This window comes from Delftia sp. DS1230 (assembly GCF_040112715.1).
In the GTDB taxonomy this organism is placed as follows: Bacteria; Pseudomonadota; Gammaproteobacteria; order Burkholderiales; family Burkholderiaceae_C; genus Comamonas; species Comamonas tsuruhatensis.
The window spans coordinates 5422991-5439320 of record NZ_CP157763.1; the positions used below are offsets into that span (position 1 = coordinate 5422991).

14 protein-coding genes are annotated in these 16330 nt (G+C 65.2%); 1 reads left to right on the forward strand and 13 read right to left on the reverse strand.

Going from position 1 to position 16330, the window contains the following annotated elements:
* Positions 1-8 precede the first annotated feature (8 nt).
* The 7 genes from AAN986_RS24440 to AAN986_RS24470 form a co-directional block, all read right to left on the reverse strand.
* Complete coding sequence (locus AAN986_RS24440) at positions 9-716, reverse strand: collagen-like protein (RefSeq protein WP_047217718.1); 708 nt, start codon at positions 714-716, stop codon at positions 9-11.
* Positions 716-5494: a tape measure protein gene (locus AAN986_RS24445; RefSeq protein WP_349335503.1), complete on the reverse strand. Its 4779-nt coding sequence runs from the start codon at positions 5492-5494 to the stop codon at positions 716-718. The genes AAN986_RS24440 and AAN986_RS24445 overlap by 1 nt, the downstream gene beginning before the upstream one ends.
* A 283-nt stretch (positions 5495-5777) precedes the next feature.
* Complete coding sequence (locus tag AAN986_RS24450) at positions 5778-6068, reverse strand: DUF1799 domain-containing protein (RefSeq protein ID WP_016446439.1); 291 nt, start codon at positions 6066-6068, stop codon at positions 5778-5780.
* Positions 6069-6097: 29 nt separating this feature from the next.
* Positions 6098-6553: a hypothetical protein gene (locus AAN986_RS24455; protein ID WP_012203259.1), complete on the reverse strand. Its 456-nt coding sequence runs from the start codon at positions 6551-6553 to the stop codon at positions 6098-6100.
* Positions 6554-6596: 43 nt separating this feature from the next.
* Complete coding sequence (locus tag AAN986_RS24460; protein ID WP_012203258.1) at positions 6597-7523, reverse strand: phage tail tube protein; 927 nt, start codon at positions 7521-7523, stop codon at positions 6597-6599.
* A 130-nt stretch (positions 7524-7653) separates the two neighbouring features.
* Positions 7654-8139 (reverse strand): hypothetical protein, encoded by a 486-nt coding sequence (locus tag AAN986_RS24465; RefSeq protein ID WP_047217720.1) that lies wholly within the window; start codon positions 8137-8139, stop codon positions 7654-7656.
* Between the two features lie 441 nt (positions 8140-8580).
* Entirely contained in the window at positions 8581-9195 is a 615-nt protein-coding gene (locus tag AAN986_RS24470; RefSeq protein ID WP_026062523.1) for a S24 family peptidase, read from the reverse strand.
* A gap of 146 nt (positions 9196-9341) precedes the next feature.
* Between AAN986_RS24470 and AAN986_RS24475 the strand changes: the two genes are divergently transcribed.
* Positions 9342-9854, forward strand: a complete 513-nt coding sequence (locus AAN986_RS24475) for a Mor transcription activator family protein (RefSeq protein WP_047217721.1) — start codon at positions 9342-9344, stop codon at positions 9852-9854.
* 102 nt (positions 9855-9956) lie between these two features.
* Here AAN986_RS24475 and slmA read toward each other — a convergent pair whose 3' ends face one another.
* The 6 genes from slmA to AAN986_RS24505 all read right to left on the reverse strand — a co-directional run bounded on the left by slmA (position 9957) and on the right by AAN986_RS24505 (position 15983).
* Positions 9957-10652 carry a nucleoid occlusion factor SlmA gene (gene slmA, locus AAN986_RS24480; protein ID WP_012203254.1) on the reverse strand — a complete coding sequence of 232 codons (696 nt, stop codon included), beginning with the start codon at positions 10650-10652 and terminating at the stop codon, positions 9957-9959.
* 82 nt (positions 10653-10734) lie between these two features.
* Positions 10735-12222, reverse strand: coding sequence for an ATP-binding protein (locus tag AAN986_RS24485; protein WP_047217722.1), 1488 nt, complete (start codon positions 12220-12222; stop codon positions 10735-10737).
* Positions 12223-12259: 37 nt separating this feature from the next.
* On the reverse strand, positions 12260-12979 hold the full coding sequence (locus tag AAN986_RS24490) for a response regulator transcription factor (protein WP_016446445.1): 720 nt from the start codon (positions 12977-12979) through the stop codon (positions 12260-12262).
* A 121-nt stretch (positions 12980-13100) separates the two neighbouring features.
* Positions 13101-13991, reverse strand: a complete 891-nt coding sequence (gene argB / locus AAN986_RS24495; protein ID WP_012203251.1) for an acetylglutamate kinase — start codon at positions 13989-13991, stop codon at positions 13101-13103.
* Positions 13992-14100: 109 nt separating this feature from the next.
* Positions 14101-15204, reverse strand: a complete 1104-nt coding sequence (locus AAN986_RS24500) for a glycosyltransferase (RefSeq protein ID WP_082138054.1) — start codon at positions 15202-15204, stop codon at positions 14101-14103.
* A 5-nt stretch (positions 15205-15209) separates the two neighbouring features.
* The gene (locus AAN986_RS24505) at positions 15210-15983 is read right to left on the reverse strand and encodes a glycosyl transferase (RefSeq protein ID WP_047217724.1); all 774 of its coding nucleotides are present in this window, start codon (positions 15981-15983) and stop codon (positions 15210-15212) included.
* Positions 15984-16330 lie beyond the last annotated feature (347 nt).

Here is a 16330-nt window from a genome sequence, read left to right on the forward strand (position 1 = left end):
TGGTTTCCTCAAACGATGTTCCACCAGATGTTGGTGCCGTCCTTCCAGACGCACACCAGCCGAAAGCCACCCACGGCCACGTCGCAGACGAGATGGCTGTCGTGGCCATGGATGTAGGTGCCCGACTCCTGCCGGGCAACGGTGAACTGCGCGGACGCAGGCCAGGTGAGGTGAAGATTCGTGAACTCGACGAAATCGCCGAGCGCAACCTCGCTCTTCTTGGGCAGATGCATGGTGATCGCGCCGCCACCCGTCCAGATGGCATAGCGCCCCCCGAGCTGAAGCACGCCACCATTGGCCTCGCGCAGATAGCCGGCTCTCGCCAGTTCGCGACCCCACGCCAGGGTTGGAATGGCCACCGGGCCCTGGGGTCCGGGAACGCCGGCATCCCCCTTGGCACCAGGCGTGCCCGGTAGACCCTGGGGTCCTGTTGCTCCCTGCGGCCCCTGCAGTCCCTGAGCACCCACATCCCCCTTGGGCCCGGCAGGTCCCTGAAGTCCTTGCTGCCCCTGCAGGCCTTGCACGCCGGCCTCGCCTTGAGGACCTGTCGCCCCACGCGGACCTGTTGCTCCCGCAGCGCCCGGATCACCCTTCGGTCCCTGCGGGCCGGCGATGGCCGCCGCAGCAATGGCATACGTGCGGCCCGTCCGGCGCAGCAGTGTCAGGTCGCCCGGCATCAACGATGCCGCCTGCTCGAGTTGATCGATCGTTGGCATCAGAGCTCCAATACGGCGCTGCCGCCAGCCGATTGCATGGCCACGCCGCCACGCGTTACACGCAACAGCACCTCAGCCGTATCGCGCACATGCTGTTTGATGTCCTGCAAAGCAGGATCCTGCTGTTCGATAGCGCGAATCAGGCGCTCGATAGCCAAAAGCAAGGGAGTGCCAGCAGCATCCGCGCCACCGATCAGCGCCTGTCCCAGTTGGCTCTGGTTCCAAAGGCGCGCGGGTCCGGTGGCTTCGATCTCCCAACCACTTTCACCCACCATGCGCAAGCCACCACCGTGCAGGCCACCCTTCGCGAAGGCCGGAATGCCAGCGCCTTCGAACCACCTGCGCCAATCGGATTCATAAAGACCGGAAAGCTCCGCCAGATCTGCGGCGGTCAGCTTGTTGTCCTTGATCCATTGGTTCAGTCCGCTGGCGTCCCCGGTTCCGTCGAAGGCGTGATAGCCATCGTTGTACTTGTCCAGATGCGCTACACGATCCTTGTCGGTGACTGGCTCGTACCAGGTGCCACCCGAACCATCCGTGCGTGCACGGCGGTAACGCGCATCCTGGCCCGCTCCAGGCGAAGGCGCCCCCCCAGGCCCCAGTACGGCCACATCGCCACCCCCAGGGCCGGACTTTCCGCCGCTCTTCTCCGCCAGCAGCTTTGCCTGGAAATCACGCACCGCTTCATCGACGCTGCGCACGCTGATGTCTATGCCACGAGCAGCGTCCAGTTGCTGCTTGGCGGAAAGGATCAGTTCATCCAACCGCGCCAAGGAAGTCTCTTCGGCCGCCAATTGCTGTTCGGCCACTGACAACTGCTCCTGCCCCTTCTCACCGAGTTGTTCCAGATCTGCGGCCAGCGCTCGCCTTGCCCGCTCCTCATCGATACGACTGGCGTAGGCCGTGCGCGAAAGGCCATCGCGCGCCGCAGTGATGGCTTCGTCGAGTGCTTTTTGCTCTGGCAGGTAGCCGGTATTGCGGACAGCCGAGACTGCATCCTGGATGAACCGTCCGGCCAACGATGCATCCATTGCGGCAACCGTATCGACCTCACCCCAGAGATCACGTGCGGCACCGCGCGCCAGGTCCACCACACCACGTGCAAGCTCGACCTGCTCGCGGGCGGCATCCAGACGCGCCTGCGCCAGGGTGCGCTCCGCATCGACAGAACGCTGCAGCAGGCTCCACGCCGCATCCGTATCGGCCTCGTTCTTCTTCCTCGCCTCCTGCGCCTGCTCCTCCTGCTTGCGCTTGGCTTCCTCCGCCTGTTTGGCCGAAGCCGCCGCAGCATCCTCGGATGTCTTGGTAACGGCCTTGAACGTGTCGTTGAGCTTGAGCAGCTCGGCAGCAGTCTCGGCCGAAGATTTGCCGGTGCCGCCGATATTGCCGATCAGCTTGTCCATACCGGCAGTGAAGTCGGCCAGCGACGTGCTGGTGTTCGCCAGGTTCTCGAGATCGGCCGCGAGTTTTCCGATATCGCCAGAACCTTCTTCCAGGGTGGTGCTGGCCCAGTCCTTGAAGGCGCCAGTCTTGGCCATGTCCTTGAGGCCTTGCGTGCCCTGGACCTTCGAGATGGCGTCCTTCAATACCTTGGCATTCGCCTCCTCGGAGTTGGCTGCCTTGAGCTTGTCCTCCACCAGCGTGCGGAACCGGGCCTGGGCGTCATCGGCGTCCAGGTCGATGTCCACGCCCAGGTCCTTGAGCTTGCTGCCCATCTCGCGCTTGGCGATGGTCTTGCGCTCATCCTCGCTGTAGAAGTTCTGGTAGAAGCTGCCCGCGTTGGCATTCAGCGCCTCGATGCCGCCCGAGGCCTTGATCAGGGACTCGAAGGCCAGGTCGGTCAGGTCGGCAAAGCCCGTGATCTTCTTGCCCAGTTCCTCGAAGGAGCGGCCGATCAGGTCAATGGTCTGGAAGGCTGCCTGCAGAGCCTCGACATTGGGTGCTTCGCCCAGCGAGTCCAGCGTGGTGCGCATCCAGCTGGGCAGGTCCGCCTTCTTGAGTTCGGACACCAGCAGGGAACCGGTCTGGCCCAGGAAGGCCTTGTAGGCCTCTTCCGGGTTGTTGCCCAGCGAGCGGTTCTCGAAGCCGGCCAGGATCATGCCGGTCGTCTTGTCGATGATCTTGGCGTAGCCGTAGGCGTCCTCGTCGGTGTACTTTCCGTTGGCGGCAAAGCCGCCCACCAAGTCGATGTCGCGCACTCCGCCCGTGGCGTACTTGCCCAGGGATCCGTAGACCAGGGCCAGTCCGTCCAGACTGGTCTTGAGCTGCTTTTCGATGCCATCGCTGTGGCGGCGTGTCAGATCGTCGTACCAGTCGCCTGCCGCGCGGCCAAACAGCTGCTCGGCCGCCTTGTCATTGCCAATGCCGGCCGTGCTGTAGGCCGCGCCGCCATGGTTGGCGCCGCGGGAGCCGAAGGCCTTGTCGAGCGCTCCACCGAGGAAGCTGCCGATCATCGAGCCGATGCCCGGAAGAATCCAGGTTCCCACCGCCTGACCCACAGCGGCTCCGTACTGTCCTTGGGACAGGCTGTACAGGCTTCCCAGGTAACCGGCAGCAGAGCCAATCCCTCCCTGGAAACCGGGAATGTCTTTCAGCCAGGTGTCGAACCGGCCCACGGTCTTGCCCAGGTCCTGCAGTGCTTCACCGGCCATGTTCCAGCCATTGGACATGAGCTTGAGTGCGGATTCATTCAGGTACTTCTGCGCCGAGGTGCCCCAGGTGGACCAGTCCGTCAATCCACCGCCCAGGCCCGTGCCCTGCGCATCACCAGCGCCCGCTGTTCCCGGAGCACCGCCTTGACCGAGGAAGTTGCCGACGAACCCCCTGAGCTGAGCGAAGACAGGCACGAGAAACGGCCGCGCAAACGCCTTGTACATCTCATCGGCCACAGAGGCCTTGAACGTCGCACTCAGGCTCTTGGTGAAGGTACGCCAGCCTTCGGTGCCGTTGGCCAGCATGTCCGTGAAGCCCTTGCGGAACATCTCGTCCATCTGGTCGACCGATTTCTGGGTCTCCTGCATGCGGACACGTTCGGCAACATTGGCCTTGGCTTGGTTGGCTGCGGCCGTGGCGTCGTCCTTGAGTTTCTGGGCGCCAGCCGCATCATCCGGATTCTTGGCCGAGATGTCTTCGAGCTTTTTCTTGAGCTCGATCGCGACCTGGTACTGCTCCAGCGCGATCTTGCGGTCGCGTTCCGACATGGCTGCCAGAGACTGCTCGAACTGCACCGCCTCACTGGCCGCCTTCACGCTTTTGGTGTACTCGTCCACCTTGCTGGCAGACTCGTTGTAGCCCTTGACCCGGGCGAGTTCGCGCGTGGCCTCGGCCTCTTTGCCAACGGCCTCGGCGACCTCCCTGGAGCAGCGGACACTCTCTTGCCCGGCCGCGTTGTCTTCCATCTCCGCGATGGTCTTCTCGACCTGCTCCTGGCGCAGTTGTCCCAACGCCTCACCGGTCAGGCCAATCGCGCGCGTTTCCTGCCGGGCGAGTTCCAGGTTCTTTTCGGCCAGTCCGGCCTTGGTCTGGTGCTCCTTGACGAGTTGCGCCACCTCCTGCTGCCTTTTCTGCAGTTCCTGATCGCGCTTGAGCTCCTCATCGTCCTGCTGCGTTCTGGCTGGCACGGCCGGTGGCGCGTAGCTGACGGTGCGGGGTACCGCAGGCGGCTCTTTCTTCTGCGCAGGCGCGTCGGTTTTCTTGCTTTGCTCCTGCGGCTGTGGCTGTCCCACCAGCGGCGGATTGATGAACCCGCGGCCGCCGCCTGCATTGCGCTGACCCTGTGCCGCCATCAATTCGCGCTGCACCTGCTGCAATTTTTCGACCAGGCGCTGGGCATCGTCATGGGCCGTGCGCACCCATACGTTGCGCGATGTCGCTGCCCCCTTGGCCTGCAGCATCTCCAGTTCAGCCCTGGCGCGCGGAAGCTCCTTGGCCAGATAGGCTGCCTTTTCCGCATTCGACTGGAAGGCCGTGCTGATGTATTGCAAGCCCACCGCGCGCCCGGCGATGTTGCCCAGGCCGCTGCTGATCTGGCCCAGGAAGCCCGACCCGTTGTCACGCGCCCGCGACATGGACTCCGAAAAGGCGTTCATGTCGTTGGCCGCTGCATTCATGCCAAAGGAGATCATCTGGCTGATGCCGGAATCTCCCACGGCGGACTTGAGCTTGTCCCAGGCGTTGGCCATGCGTTGGGTGCCGGCATCCAGCCTGTCCGCCGCCTTGTCCGTCCCCTCTCCCAGGGAGCTTTGCAGCGCCTGCGAGAAACGGGGCAGAAAGTCCTGCGTCACGACCTCGCCGGTCTGCAGCATCTGGGAGAACCGCTCCTGTGTCACACCCAGGGCCTGAGCGCCGACCAGCGCCGCCTCCGGGATATGTCCCAGTTTCTCGCTGAAGTCCGACGCGCCTATCGTCCCCTTGCCCATCAGGTCGAGTACGGCTGCCAACGAGGCATTGCCCTGCTCCACGGAAAGGCCCATGGCCGCGTTGGCCGAGGCAATCCCCGTGAAGATGGCCTGCACCTGCGCGCCCTCCAGCGCCGTACCTCGCGCCTTGGTGGCGAAGTCGGCGTAGGCCTGGCCGGTGGCATTGAGCTGCAGGCCCAGCCGATCGGCCAGGGCCGTGACATAGGCCAGTTCCTGCGCGCCCTTGCCGCCGGTGGCAAGGTCCAGCCGTGTACGCAGATTCTCTGTCTGGGCACTGGCCGTGTAGAGCGCCTCTCCCACCTTGGCCGCCGAACCCGCCACTTCCAGCATGGCATTGGCGCGGCCTGCAATCTTGCCCATGGAAGTAGACAGGCTCTCGATATCGACGCTGGCACGCGCCGACACAAGCGCCGTGTCCGTTGAGGCACCTGCGAACTGTGACATGCCGGCATACGCCTGCTGCAGCTTGCCGTGGAGTTTGTCGAGCTCCTGGGAGAACTGGGCATTCTGCGCACGCAGCTCGCTCAGGCTGGGCGTCTCGGCGATGCCTATGCTTTTGACCGCTGTACTCATGCTGATCTCTGTTCGGTATGCTTGACCGCTTGTGTTTGTCTTGAAAGGCCGGAGCCGAGGCCCCTATGCCTCAGCCCCGGTTGAGCTGGCGCAGCGCCTGCGCCTCCAGTACCTGCAATTGCGCGAAGACCTCGCCGCGCTGCGCGGCGGGCACCGCGTAGCGGCGCATCACGATCTCGACCCCGGCGTAATCCAGCCCGTCCCAGTGCCACTGGCCCCAGGGCGTGGCCGTCCTGCGCCACTGGGTGGAGCAGCCGAGGTACACGCTCCAGGCCATCGCATGCTCCGGCCACAGTTCGTAGTCCTCGGGGTGCTGCCGTTGCAGATCGCCGGGCACCATCCGGTCGGGGTCGATCCCCATCTGCGCGCACTGGGCACGCAGCTCGTCGTCTACGAGATAGCGGTCTGCGCCGTCGAGGCCGAGGTGATGCCGGACAGCGCCACGGAGTTTTTTGTGGCGGCATCCCGCTGGTGCACGTTGAGTCCGTCGAACCAGGCTACGGCCATGGCCTGCTCCAGTCCCGGGTAGGCCTCCTCGGCCGCCAAGCGTTCGTCGCGGCTGTAGGGCACGGGTGTTCCTTCGTCGCCCAGCATCCCCTCCCAGCCCACAACCACTTCGTCGAGCAGTTCAGGGATGGTCATGCGCCGTACCTCCTGCGAGCCATCGGGCTGCGTGGCGGGCTTGCCGACGACGATGAGTTCATTGATCTCGTCGCGCCGCGCCTTGCCCAGGCGCTTGAACACAACGGCAAAGTGATGGGCTCCGAACCTGCCCTCATCGACGGGCAGGTACAGCGTTGCGGGAACGGAGATGGTGGGCTTGAGCCCGGAAATCTTGACGGCCATGGTGATCCTTGGATGTGTAGTTGTCAGGCAGGGAGGTACGGCGTCAGATCTCGATGGACCACTCGTCGTTGCCCGCGTCGGAGGGAATGAACGACAGGGGGATCGTGATCATCTGCACGCCATCGCTGTCGCTGTAGGTCGGCTTGCCGATCTGGGCGCGCGCGCTCTTGAAACTGACGGTGTTGGTTGCGCCGGGGCCATGCTTGAGCGTGACGGGCACGATGGCGCTGGCGCGCGCCAGGCCGATCCAGTCCTTGGTGGCCACGCTGGTGTTCTCGAAGGTGACGCTGCCCGTGGACTTTCGGTCCGTGATTTCCACGGTGTCCACGTTCATCAGGTCGCGCTTGACCACCTGGTTGCCGCACTTGAAGCTGAAGGCGCTGCAGGCCACCGCCAGGCCGTCGAGGGTCAGTTGGGTGTTGGTCTTGTTGACGCCCAGGGGAGCGACGAAGTCGCTGTAGTCCACTGCCGGCAGGGCCTCATCCACGGCGGGGACGAAGGAGCCCGTGAACTCGAACTTCCACTTGGGAATGGCCTTGGCATCGGTGCTGAACTCCACCTCGCCGCGTGCGCCATGCATCTTGTAGAGGGTGCCGTCCACGTTGCCGTAGATGGTCACGCTCTGGATGCCGTCGGTCACGGGAGAGAAGACTGTCTTCACGCCAGTCTCGGTGCTGGCGCTGGCGGCACACGCACGCAACAGGTCGGTCACGCCGGGACGCTCGCCCGCTGCGGCCACACCCGCGAATTCCACGGAGAACGCCACCTTCTGGTATTCGGTGACCAGGGTGCTGCCGCTGGAGCCGAAGAAGGGACGGATGTTGTTGCGCTCGACCACGTCGCCCTCGATGGGGGTGAGGGTCACGTCGCTGACCAGCATGGCATTGGCCGCCAGCGGTACGACGGCCGTGCCGACAACGGTTTCAACCAGGGCCAGGAGGGCCATCTTGCGCATGATCTTTGCTGCCATTTGGAAAATCCTTTGAAGAGATGAGGAGAGGTTTCGCGGCCTTGGGCGCCGTTCTCCAGCGCCGCGGACCACAGGGGTTGCGGGAAAGTTGCGAGGTGTCCGGTCTAGGCCCGGTTCGGTGGTGTGCAGGTCACAGGTAGCTCCAGGTTCTGAGTTGCAGGACAACGGAGTGGCAACGCACTCCCGCGAAATCCACCGGCTCGGCACGCATGACCTGCACGCCATCGGTGCTGTCGTCGCTGCCTGCCAGAGGACCGGGCTGGCACACGCCACCCAGGGTCGGATCGGCTCGCACCAGGGCGCGGAACTGCTCGACCAGGTCGTCCAGCAGCAACTCGCTGGCCTGGGCGTCGGCGATGGCCAGGTAACCATGCAGCGTCCATTGGTGCACGCTTACCGTGCGGGCCGTGCTGCTGCCGTGCTCGACCGTGCTGCTTCTGCGCAGCCACCAGCCGCGGACATGGGCCGTGCCTGCTGCAGGCGGCGTATACGTGAACAGGGCGGCCAGCTCGGCATCGCTGGCGGCATAGCGTTCGCGGTCCTGCACAACGCCGATCTGCGGCACCGAGGCCAGGATGGCCACGATGGCGTTGCGATGCTGGGCCAGTGCATTCATGAGCGCAGCACCGGAAAGGCCGCCACCACACTGGCCGCAGCCTCGGCCACGATGGGCCGCAGATGAGCGGCAAAGAGCAGGAACAGTTGTGCGATGGCGTACATGGGTCACTCCGTTGGGGGACGCAGAAAAAGATGCGTCGTTGCGATGGAGTGACTGTGCCGAGGCAGGCAAAAATGAATAAGGCCTGCATATGCAGGCCCGGTTTCAGCGTCCACAGGCGCGCGCCTTCTCAGGCGCAGCGGACCTGGATGCCAGGCACATGTGCCTTGGCCCGGCACATCCCAACGGCCAGGCAAGCGCAAACGTCCTGCCGCTCCTGCAGGCACGGATGCACGAAAGAGGAGGACGAGAAAGGCTGGGAGAAGACGGAAGCGCGCAGGCTGGCCTCAGGCCTGCGGCAAAGTCTCTGGAGCGATGCCGGGCGGCGCGGCCCGGGGGCTAGAGTTCTCCGCCGTGCCAGAGGACCCGGCCGCAGATGCGCAGCCGGTTGGCCGCTTCGCCTTCCAGAACCTGGGGCGGATAGGCGGGGTTGTAGCTGACGATGCGCACACCGCCCGTGCTGAAGTCGCGCTCCAGCAGCTTGACGTAGTTCTCACCCTCCAGCTCGATCACATAGACACCATCCTGGGTCAGCGTATCGACCGAGGTGTTGACCAGCAGGATGTCGCCGTCGTTGATGCGGTCCGCCATGGATCTTCCACGGGCACGCACGATCTTGGCGTTGTGCCTGCCCAGTCCCTTGGACTGCAGCCAGGACGAACGGAAGGCGAAGCGGCCTATCACCTCGTCGGGGCCATTGACGGCCCCATGCCCTGCGCTGACGTGCGCATCGAGCATCTCGATCTGTGTGAACTCGTCTTCGGCCGCCCCACCATGCCGAGCGACAGGCTTCGCCGCGCCCGTGCCGTTGAAATACTCCAGCGGCCGGCCCGCTCGCTGCGAGGCCCGCAGCAGTTGCCGTGCTGGCACTTCCCCGCGCTTGCGCCATGTCCGCACCGTTTCAGGCTGAACCTCCATGCCGGCCATCCAGTCGGGTCCCAAGGCTTCAGCCATGCGCGCCAGTACCTCATCAACGTTGGATGTAAGCGCATCAGTCACAGGTTTTGCAGGCATGGCGAATCTTGACAGTGGTTCGTTATGGACCAAGAATATGGTTCAAATTGAACCGTTTCCTTTTGAACCAAGAGCGTACAGCCAAAATGCATTCCGAACACCATCCGGCACCTGTCTCCCAGGGCTTTCGGCCTGCTGCCCTGCCCCCCACCATCGGCATACCCACGCCCGCAGCAGCTGCCATTGACCCGCGCCATGGCACTTGCAGTGATCTGCTCCCGCCCCTGCTGCAGGACTTCGAGCGCCTGATCGGACTGCAGCCCACGATGGCCTTGGTGCAGCGCTGGGGTGGGCTGCGCATCTACGTTCCCACGCCGGACAAGGTCACACCCGAGCATCCCTATGCGGCCACCATAGGCGTGAAAGCCTTGCTCCAGCTCGCCCGTGAGTATGGAGGCCTGCCCCACTTCCAGCTGCCCAGGGCAGCGCGCGCACTGCAGGCATTACGCAACCAGCGTATCGCCGCAGACTACGCCACGGACAAGACGGCCCGGCAACTGGCTGCCGAGCATGGTATTACGGAAGGCCAGGTGGGGCGCATCGTTGCGGCGCTGGGCGTGACAGCACCGGCCAGGCGACGGCGCAATCTTGCCGGCTGAGCACTGCCACCGCGAAGAAGCAAGGCCCTGGTCGCAAAAAAGCCACCGGCGCAAGCGGGTGGCTTTGCTGCAGAGCGGACCCTGGGGTCCGCTGGGCCGTGTTCAGACCATCAAGGCCAGGCTGGCTTCCAGATGCTCGGTCGGCAGGCGGCGGAAACCCGAGCGTGCGTAGCGCTGCAGGCGGCCCAGCGCGAACGACGTCAGCACGCTGGCGGCGACCTGGGCATCGACCGTCGGGGCGGAGGAGCCCAGCGCACCGGCGGCGGGGCGCAGGCACTGGCGCAGCGTGGATTCGATGCGGTCGAAGAACTGGTTCATGCGGGCCTGCAGACGCTCGTGCTCGAAGACGATGGCATCGCCCACCATGACGCGCACCATGCCGGGGTTGCGCTCGCCGAACTGCAGCACCAGCGAGATCACGCGGCTGGCCTGGCGCATGCCATCCACTGCGGGACGCTCTTCCTCCGGCACATCCCGCCCGACGATCTGCTGCACCAGCGTGAAGACGGATTGCTCGATGAACTCGATCAGTCCTTCGAACATCTGGGCCTTGCTGGCGAAGTGGCGGTACAGGGCCGCCTCGCTGACGCCCAGGTGAGCGGCCAGCGCTGCCGTGGTGATGCGTTCTGCGCCGGGCTTTTCCAGCATGGCCGCAAGCGCCTGCAGGATCTGCTCGCGCCGCTCCCCGGGTTTGGGGCGTTTGCGCGCAGGCGTGGGGGCGGAAGCGGAGGCGGCTTCGTCGGAAACGACATCAGCGCCAGGAGCGGATAAAGGCGACAGGACTTCAGACTCGGACATAAGCAGATCAACTATTTGTAAGTAATTCTCTCACAGCCCTCGGCGGCAACTCCGCACAAAGCTGTCCCCATGAGCGCAACCGTCAGGATCGCGTCCCTGTTGGCTGCGCTGCTACTGTTTCCGAGAGCACGGCCGGCATTTGCAATGGAAGCTCCAAGCGTACCAGCAGGCCCTTGCCCTGCGCGCCGGCGCCAAAGGCCAGAGTGCCCTGGTGCAACAGGGCGATTTCATCGGCAATCGCCAATCCCAGCCCCGTTCCATCGCCGGACGCACCCTGGGCGCGGTAAAAGCGCTGCGTGATCTGCGAGCGCTCGGCCTCGGGCACGCCGGGGCCATCGTCCTCGATCTCCAGGAAGGCCCACCCTGGCGGCTCATCCGCGGACTGCCCCGCGCCATGGTACATGCCGCAGCGCAGCGTGACGCTGCCGCCGGGCGGCGTGTACTTGATGGCGTTGTCCACGAGATTGGACACCAGTTCGCGCAGCAGCCAGCTGTGGCCCCAGACACTGGCCGGAGCAACGTCAAGGCCGAAGTCCAGCCCCTTGGCGCTGGCCTGGTCGAAGAACATTTCCAGCATGCTTTCGCACAGGTCCTTGAGGTCCACCTGCTGCAGCGGCTGGACTTCGGCATTGCGGGCGTCGGCACGTGACAGCGCCAGCAGCTGGCGTGCCAGCTGCGAGGTGCGCCGCGTGGCGTCGCGCAATTGCTCGATCTGCGTCACGCTGAGCACCACCTGGGCCTCGGTGCCCTTGCGCCTCGCCTCGGCCTGGGCAGCCTGCGCGCTCAGCGCCCAGGCCTCGACCTGGGCCTGCAAGGCCGCCAGCGGCGTGCGCAATTGATGGGCGGCATCGGCCACAAAGCGCCGCTGGCCTTCGGCCTGGGCGTTGACCAGTGCAAACAATCGGTTGAGCGAGCGCACCAGCGGGCGGACCTCGGCCGGAGAGCTGTGCTCAGAGATGGGACTGAGGTCGCGCGGCGAGCGCCGCTCCACAGCCTGGGTCAGGGCCAACAGCGGCCGGAAGGCCCGGCTGACCGACCAGTAGATGGCAATGCCAGCGCCCGCGATCAGCAACACGCTGGGCAGCAGCACATGCAGCAGCAACTGGCGCACCCATTGCTGGCGTACGTCGCCACCGTCGGCCAGCACGAGCACCATTTCACCGGCGCCATAGGTTTCGGCGCGCATGACGGCCACGCGGTAGGTCAGGCCGTCATGCTCCTGGCTGTGGAACTCGGCCAGCGGCGTGGAAGGCACATCGAAGCGGATCCAGGTGTCGCCGGCAACGACATGGCCCTGCAGGTCGCCCACGGCATATCCGACGTCGTTGCCGCGCTGGCGCAAGACTTCCTCGATGGCGGGCGTCAGCGCGACCAGCGGCGGCGTTCCCTCGGCAATCGACGGTGCCAGCACGGAGTCGGCCAGCGCGGGCAGCAGGCGCAAAAGGCGCTGGTCATGCTGGGTGGAGGCCTCGTCTGCCGAGCGGTAGCCGAACCAGCCGCCCATCAGCGCCAGCAGCGTCAGCGGCACCACCAGCAGCACCAGCAGGCGAAGTCGCAGATTGGCTGTCATGGGCGGTCAGCGCCTGGGGCCATGCGCCATGTCCGCATCAGGCAACGGTATGCGAGAGTTCCAGCCGATAGCCGAAGCCCCGGATGGAGCGCAGGGCCACGCCGTGCGGCTCCAGCTTGCTGCGCAGGCGAGAGACATAGACCTCGACCGCATTGGGCGTGATCTCTCGGTCCCAGCCCGTGAGCGCCTGCAGCAGCTTGTCCTTGCTGGCGGGCTTGGGCGCGTGGATCAGCAGGTATTCCAGCACGGTCCATTCGCGCGGACCCAGGTCGATGGGCAGCAGCTTTCCCTCGCTCTCATCGTCTTGCGCAGGCTGGCGCGCGCCGGCGCGGCGGCCTGCCGTGTCCAGCTCGATGGGACCGAAGCTGAGGACGGCCGATGTGGCTGCCTGTGATCGGCGCAGCAACGCGCGCAGCCGGGCCAGCAGTTCAGGAAGCTCGAAGGGCTTGACCATGTAGTCGTCTGCGCCCTGGTCCAGGCCCTGCACGCGGTCCTGCAGCGCATCGCGCGCCGTCAGAATCAGCACGGGCATGGCCGAGCTCTCCACCGCGCTGCTGCGCAGGCGGCGTGTGAGCTCCAGCCCGTCGATACCGGGCAGGCCGATGTCGATCACGGCCAGGTCGAAGGCTTCCTGGGCCAGCACCTCCAGGGCGCGCTCGGCACTGCCGACCCAGTCCACGGCATACCCCGCATCGGACAGCCCCAGCTTGATGCCGCTGGCCACCATCACATCGTCTTCCACAAGAAGCAAACGCATATCAAACCTAAAAAACAAAAGCCGCCCAAAGGCGGCTTGCAGCAGACCGGCCCAGGCCGTCAGACCACGCCCGGGCCATGCGCGATGGTAACGCGAACCGCAAAGTCCGCGCCATCGGGCCTCAATGGCTGCGGATCATGGTGCCGTAGGCCTGGTCGGTCAGGATTTCCAGCAGCATGGCATGCGGCACGCGGCCATCGATGATGTGCACGGCGTTGACGCCGGCCTTGGCGGCATCCAGGGCGCCGCTGATCTTGGGCAGCATGCCGCCCGAGATGGTGCCGTCTGCGAACAGGGCGTCGATCTCGCGCGCCGTGAGGTCGGTCAGCAGGCTGCCGGCCTTGTCCAGCACGCCGGGGGTGTTGGTCAGCAGCACCAGCTTTTCGGCCTGCAGCACGGTGGCCAGCTTGCTGGCGACCACGTCGGCGTTGATGTTGTAGCTCTCGTTTTCCTCGCCAAAGCCGATGGGGCTGATCACGGGGATGAAGGCGTCATCCTGCAGCGCACGCACCACGCTGGGGTCGATGGAGACGATGTCGCCCACCTGGCCCACGTCGTACTCGATGTTCGGATCCTTGTTGTCGACCATCTTGAGCTTGCGTGCGCGGATCAGGCCGCCATCGCGCCCTGTCAGGCCCACGGCCTTGCCACCGGCCTGGTGGATCAGGCCCACGATGTCCTGCTGCACCTCGCCGGCCAGCACCCATTCCACGACTTCCATGGTCTCCGCATCGGTCACGCGCATGCCCTGGATGAACTCGCCCTTCTTGCCCAGGCGGTTCAGGGCCGTCTCGATCTGCGGCCCGCCGCCATGCACCACCACCGGATTCATGCCCACCAACTTCAGCAGCACCACGTCTTCCGCGAAGTCGGCCTGCAGGGCCGGATCGGTCATGGCGTTGCCGCCATACTTGATGACCATGGTCTTGCCATGGAACTTGCGGATGTAGGGCAGGGCCTGGGCGAGGATTTCGGCCTTGTCGCGGGGGGCAATCGAGAGGATATCGTTCATGGTGCTAGCCCGGGGGCGTGGAAGTAGTCAACAACAAGGCGGGCATTGTGCCGCAACTGCGCCGCAGTGTTGCATGCCCGGATGACGGAACGCCCATGGCGCCCGGTCATCATCCATTGTTCTGCATCCAGCCCGGCAGCTTGAAGCGCACGATGGCCAGATAGGCCACCACGTAGCTGACCACGAACAGCAGGCAAAAACCCACCAGAACGGGCGTATTGCTCCAGAACAGCAATGCCGGCACCACGGTCAGCAGCGTGAAGGCCCACAGATAGGGGGAGGTCCGGTTATTGCGGCGAAGCATGCGCCGGGCCAGATCATCGTCGAACACACCGCGCACCATGCGCCGATAGATAAGCTGGTGGAAATGCAGCGCATCCGCCATGCCCGGCGACATGCCGCGCATCAGCTTGCGGTAGATGGAGAACACCGTCTCCCAGACCGGATAGATCAGCAGCAGCATGGGAAACCATGGAGAGACTGCGGAATTGCGCTGCACCAGGGCGATGCTGGCCAGGGCAATCGCCAGGCCCCAGACATAGGCTCCGCCATCGCCGGCAAACATCATGCCGCGCGGGTAGTTCCAGACCAGGAAGCCGCAGGTGGCGGCGGCCAGCGTCACCAGCATGGCGGCCAGCGTGCGGTCGCCCACCTGCAAGGCCACATGGGCCAGCGCCAGGCAGATGATGGTGGCCACCATGCCCGCCAGCCCGTTGTAGCCGTCGATGATGTTGAAGGCGTGGGGCAGGCCCGTCAGGGCCAGCACGGCCAGGCCCATGCCCAGCCAGGGCATGGCCGGACCCAGTGCCTGTTCCAGCCAGGGCCAGCCGAGCCGAGGCACGGAGAGGCCGCACAGCAAAACCGCCAGCACGGCGCTCAGCAGGGTCAGCACCAGCCGGTAGCGCACGCTCAGGCGCTGCGATACATCCTCGATGATCCCCCCGACCACGGCCGGCAGCATGGCGGCCAGGCATACGACGACCCACAGCTGCATGCGCAGCGACGAAGGATCTCCGCGCATGCTCAGCCAGGTGCCGACTCCCCAGGAAACAGCCAGCCCGAGGTACATGGGCACGCCCCCCAGCCGGGGCACCTCGCCCATGTGGAAACGCTGAGGCTTGTCGTATCCGTAGGAGGACGTTGCGGACCGCCGGGCCCAGCGCAGCAGCAGCGCACAGCCGATGAAGGAGACCATGAAGGCCAGTACCGACATCCAGATCACGATGGTTCTCCACGCAGGCTGCGCAGCGAGAGCGCTGCCTGCGGCAGGGCCCTGGCCTTGCGGTAAGCCGGCCGGCTCCACAGCCGCAGCAGACTGGCCACGTGCCATGCGCCATGGCGCAAGCTGCGCCGGCTCGCCCTCTGGCCCGCATGGACCACAGGCAAACCGCCGCGCCTGAGTTCTCCGCCCAGCACCCGCAGGCGAAGGCACAGATCCACATCCTCACAATACATATAGAAACCTTCGTCAAACCCACGCAGCCGCAGCCAACTGTCCCGGCCCAGCACCAGGCAGGCCGCATTCACCCATTCCACACGCCGCTCCACGCGCCCGCGCAGCTTGCGCCGCAGCAAATTCCACAGCGATGGCAACTCCCGTTCGAAATCCTGCAGCGCGCCGTCTTCACCGATCTGCGGGGGATAGGCCAGGGCCAGTCCCGGACGGGCCACCAGCGCCAGAAGGTCTTGCAACGGCTCCTCCTGCTCGCTCCAGAACACATCGGGATTGATCACGCAGACAAACGGCTCCCGTGCGCTCGCCAGCGCCCGGTTGTGGTTGCAGCCGAACCCCAGAGGCTGCGCATTGCGCCGGATCTCCAGAGCAAAGGGCCAGCCGGCCACGGGCGCCTGGGGCTCCGCCTCGGGAATGTTGAGCGTCAACACCACACGGGACACCGGCGCAACGCGCGCCGAAGCCAGGCACTCAAGCAGCCTCTGGATATGAGCGCCATGTCCGTGGCTCACCACCGACACGACCAACGATGAACCCATCAATGCCGCCCTTCAGATCTTCAAATTCCCGCACGGGAATCACGCGCCGCAGAAACGGCGGCACAGAGTATTCCGCCGACGGCCTTCGTCAAGCGTCAGCGGCCATGCCGTAATGCAAAAAAATGCAACAGCCGCGCAATATGTCATTACCCGGCCATGCCATGCAGTCACTGCAGTGGCCGGCATTATGATGCGCGACAATCTGCCGCCCGGACTTCCGGGATTTTTTGCGCCCTGACGTGGGCGCAGCTTGCTGCCCGCTGCGGACTGGCCAAGGCCGTCTGGCGTGAATGAATATGGCCGCGGCACCTGCTCCCAGCGGAGAGATTGCCCGGCACCCCTTTTCC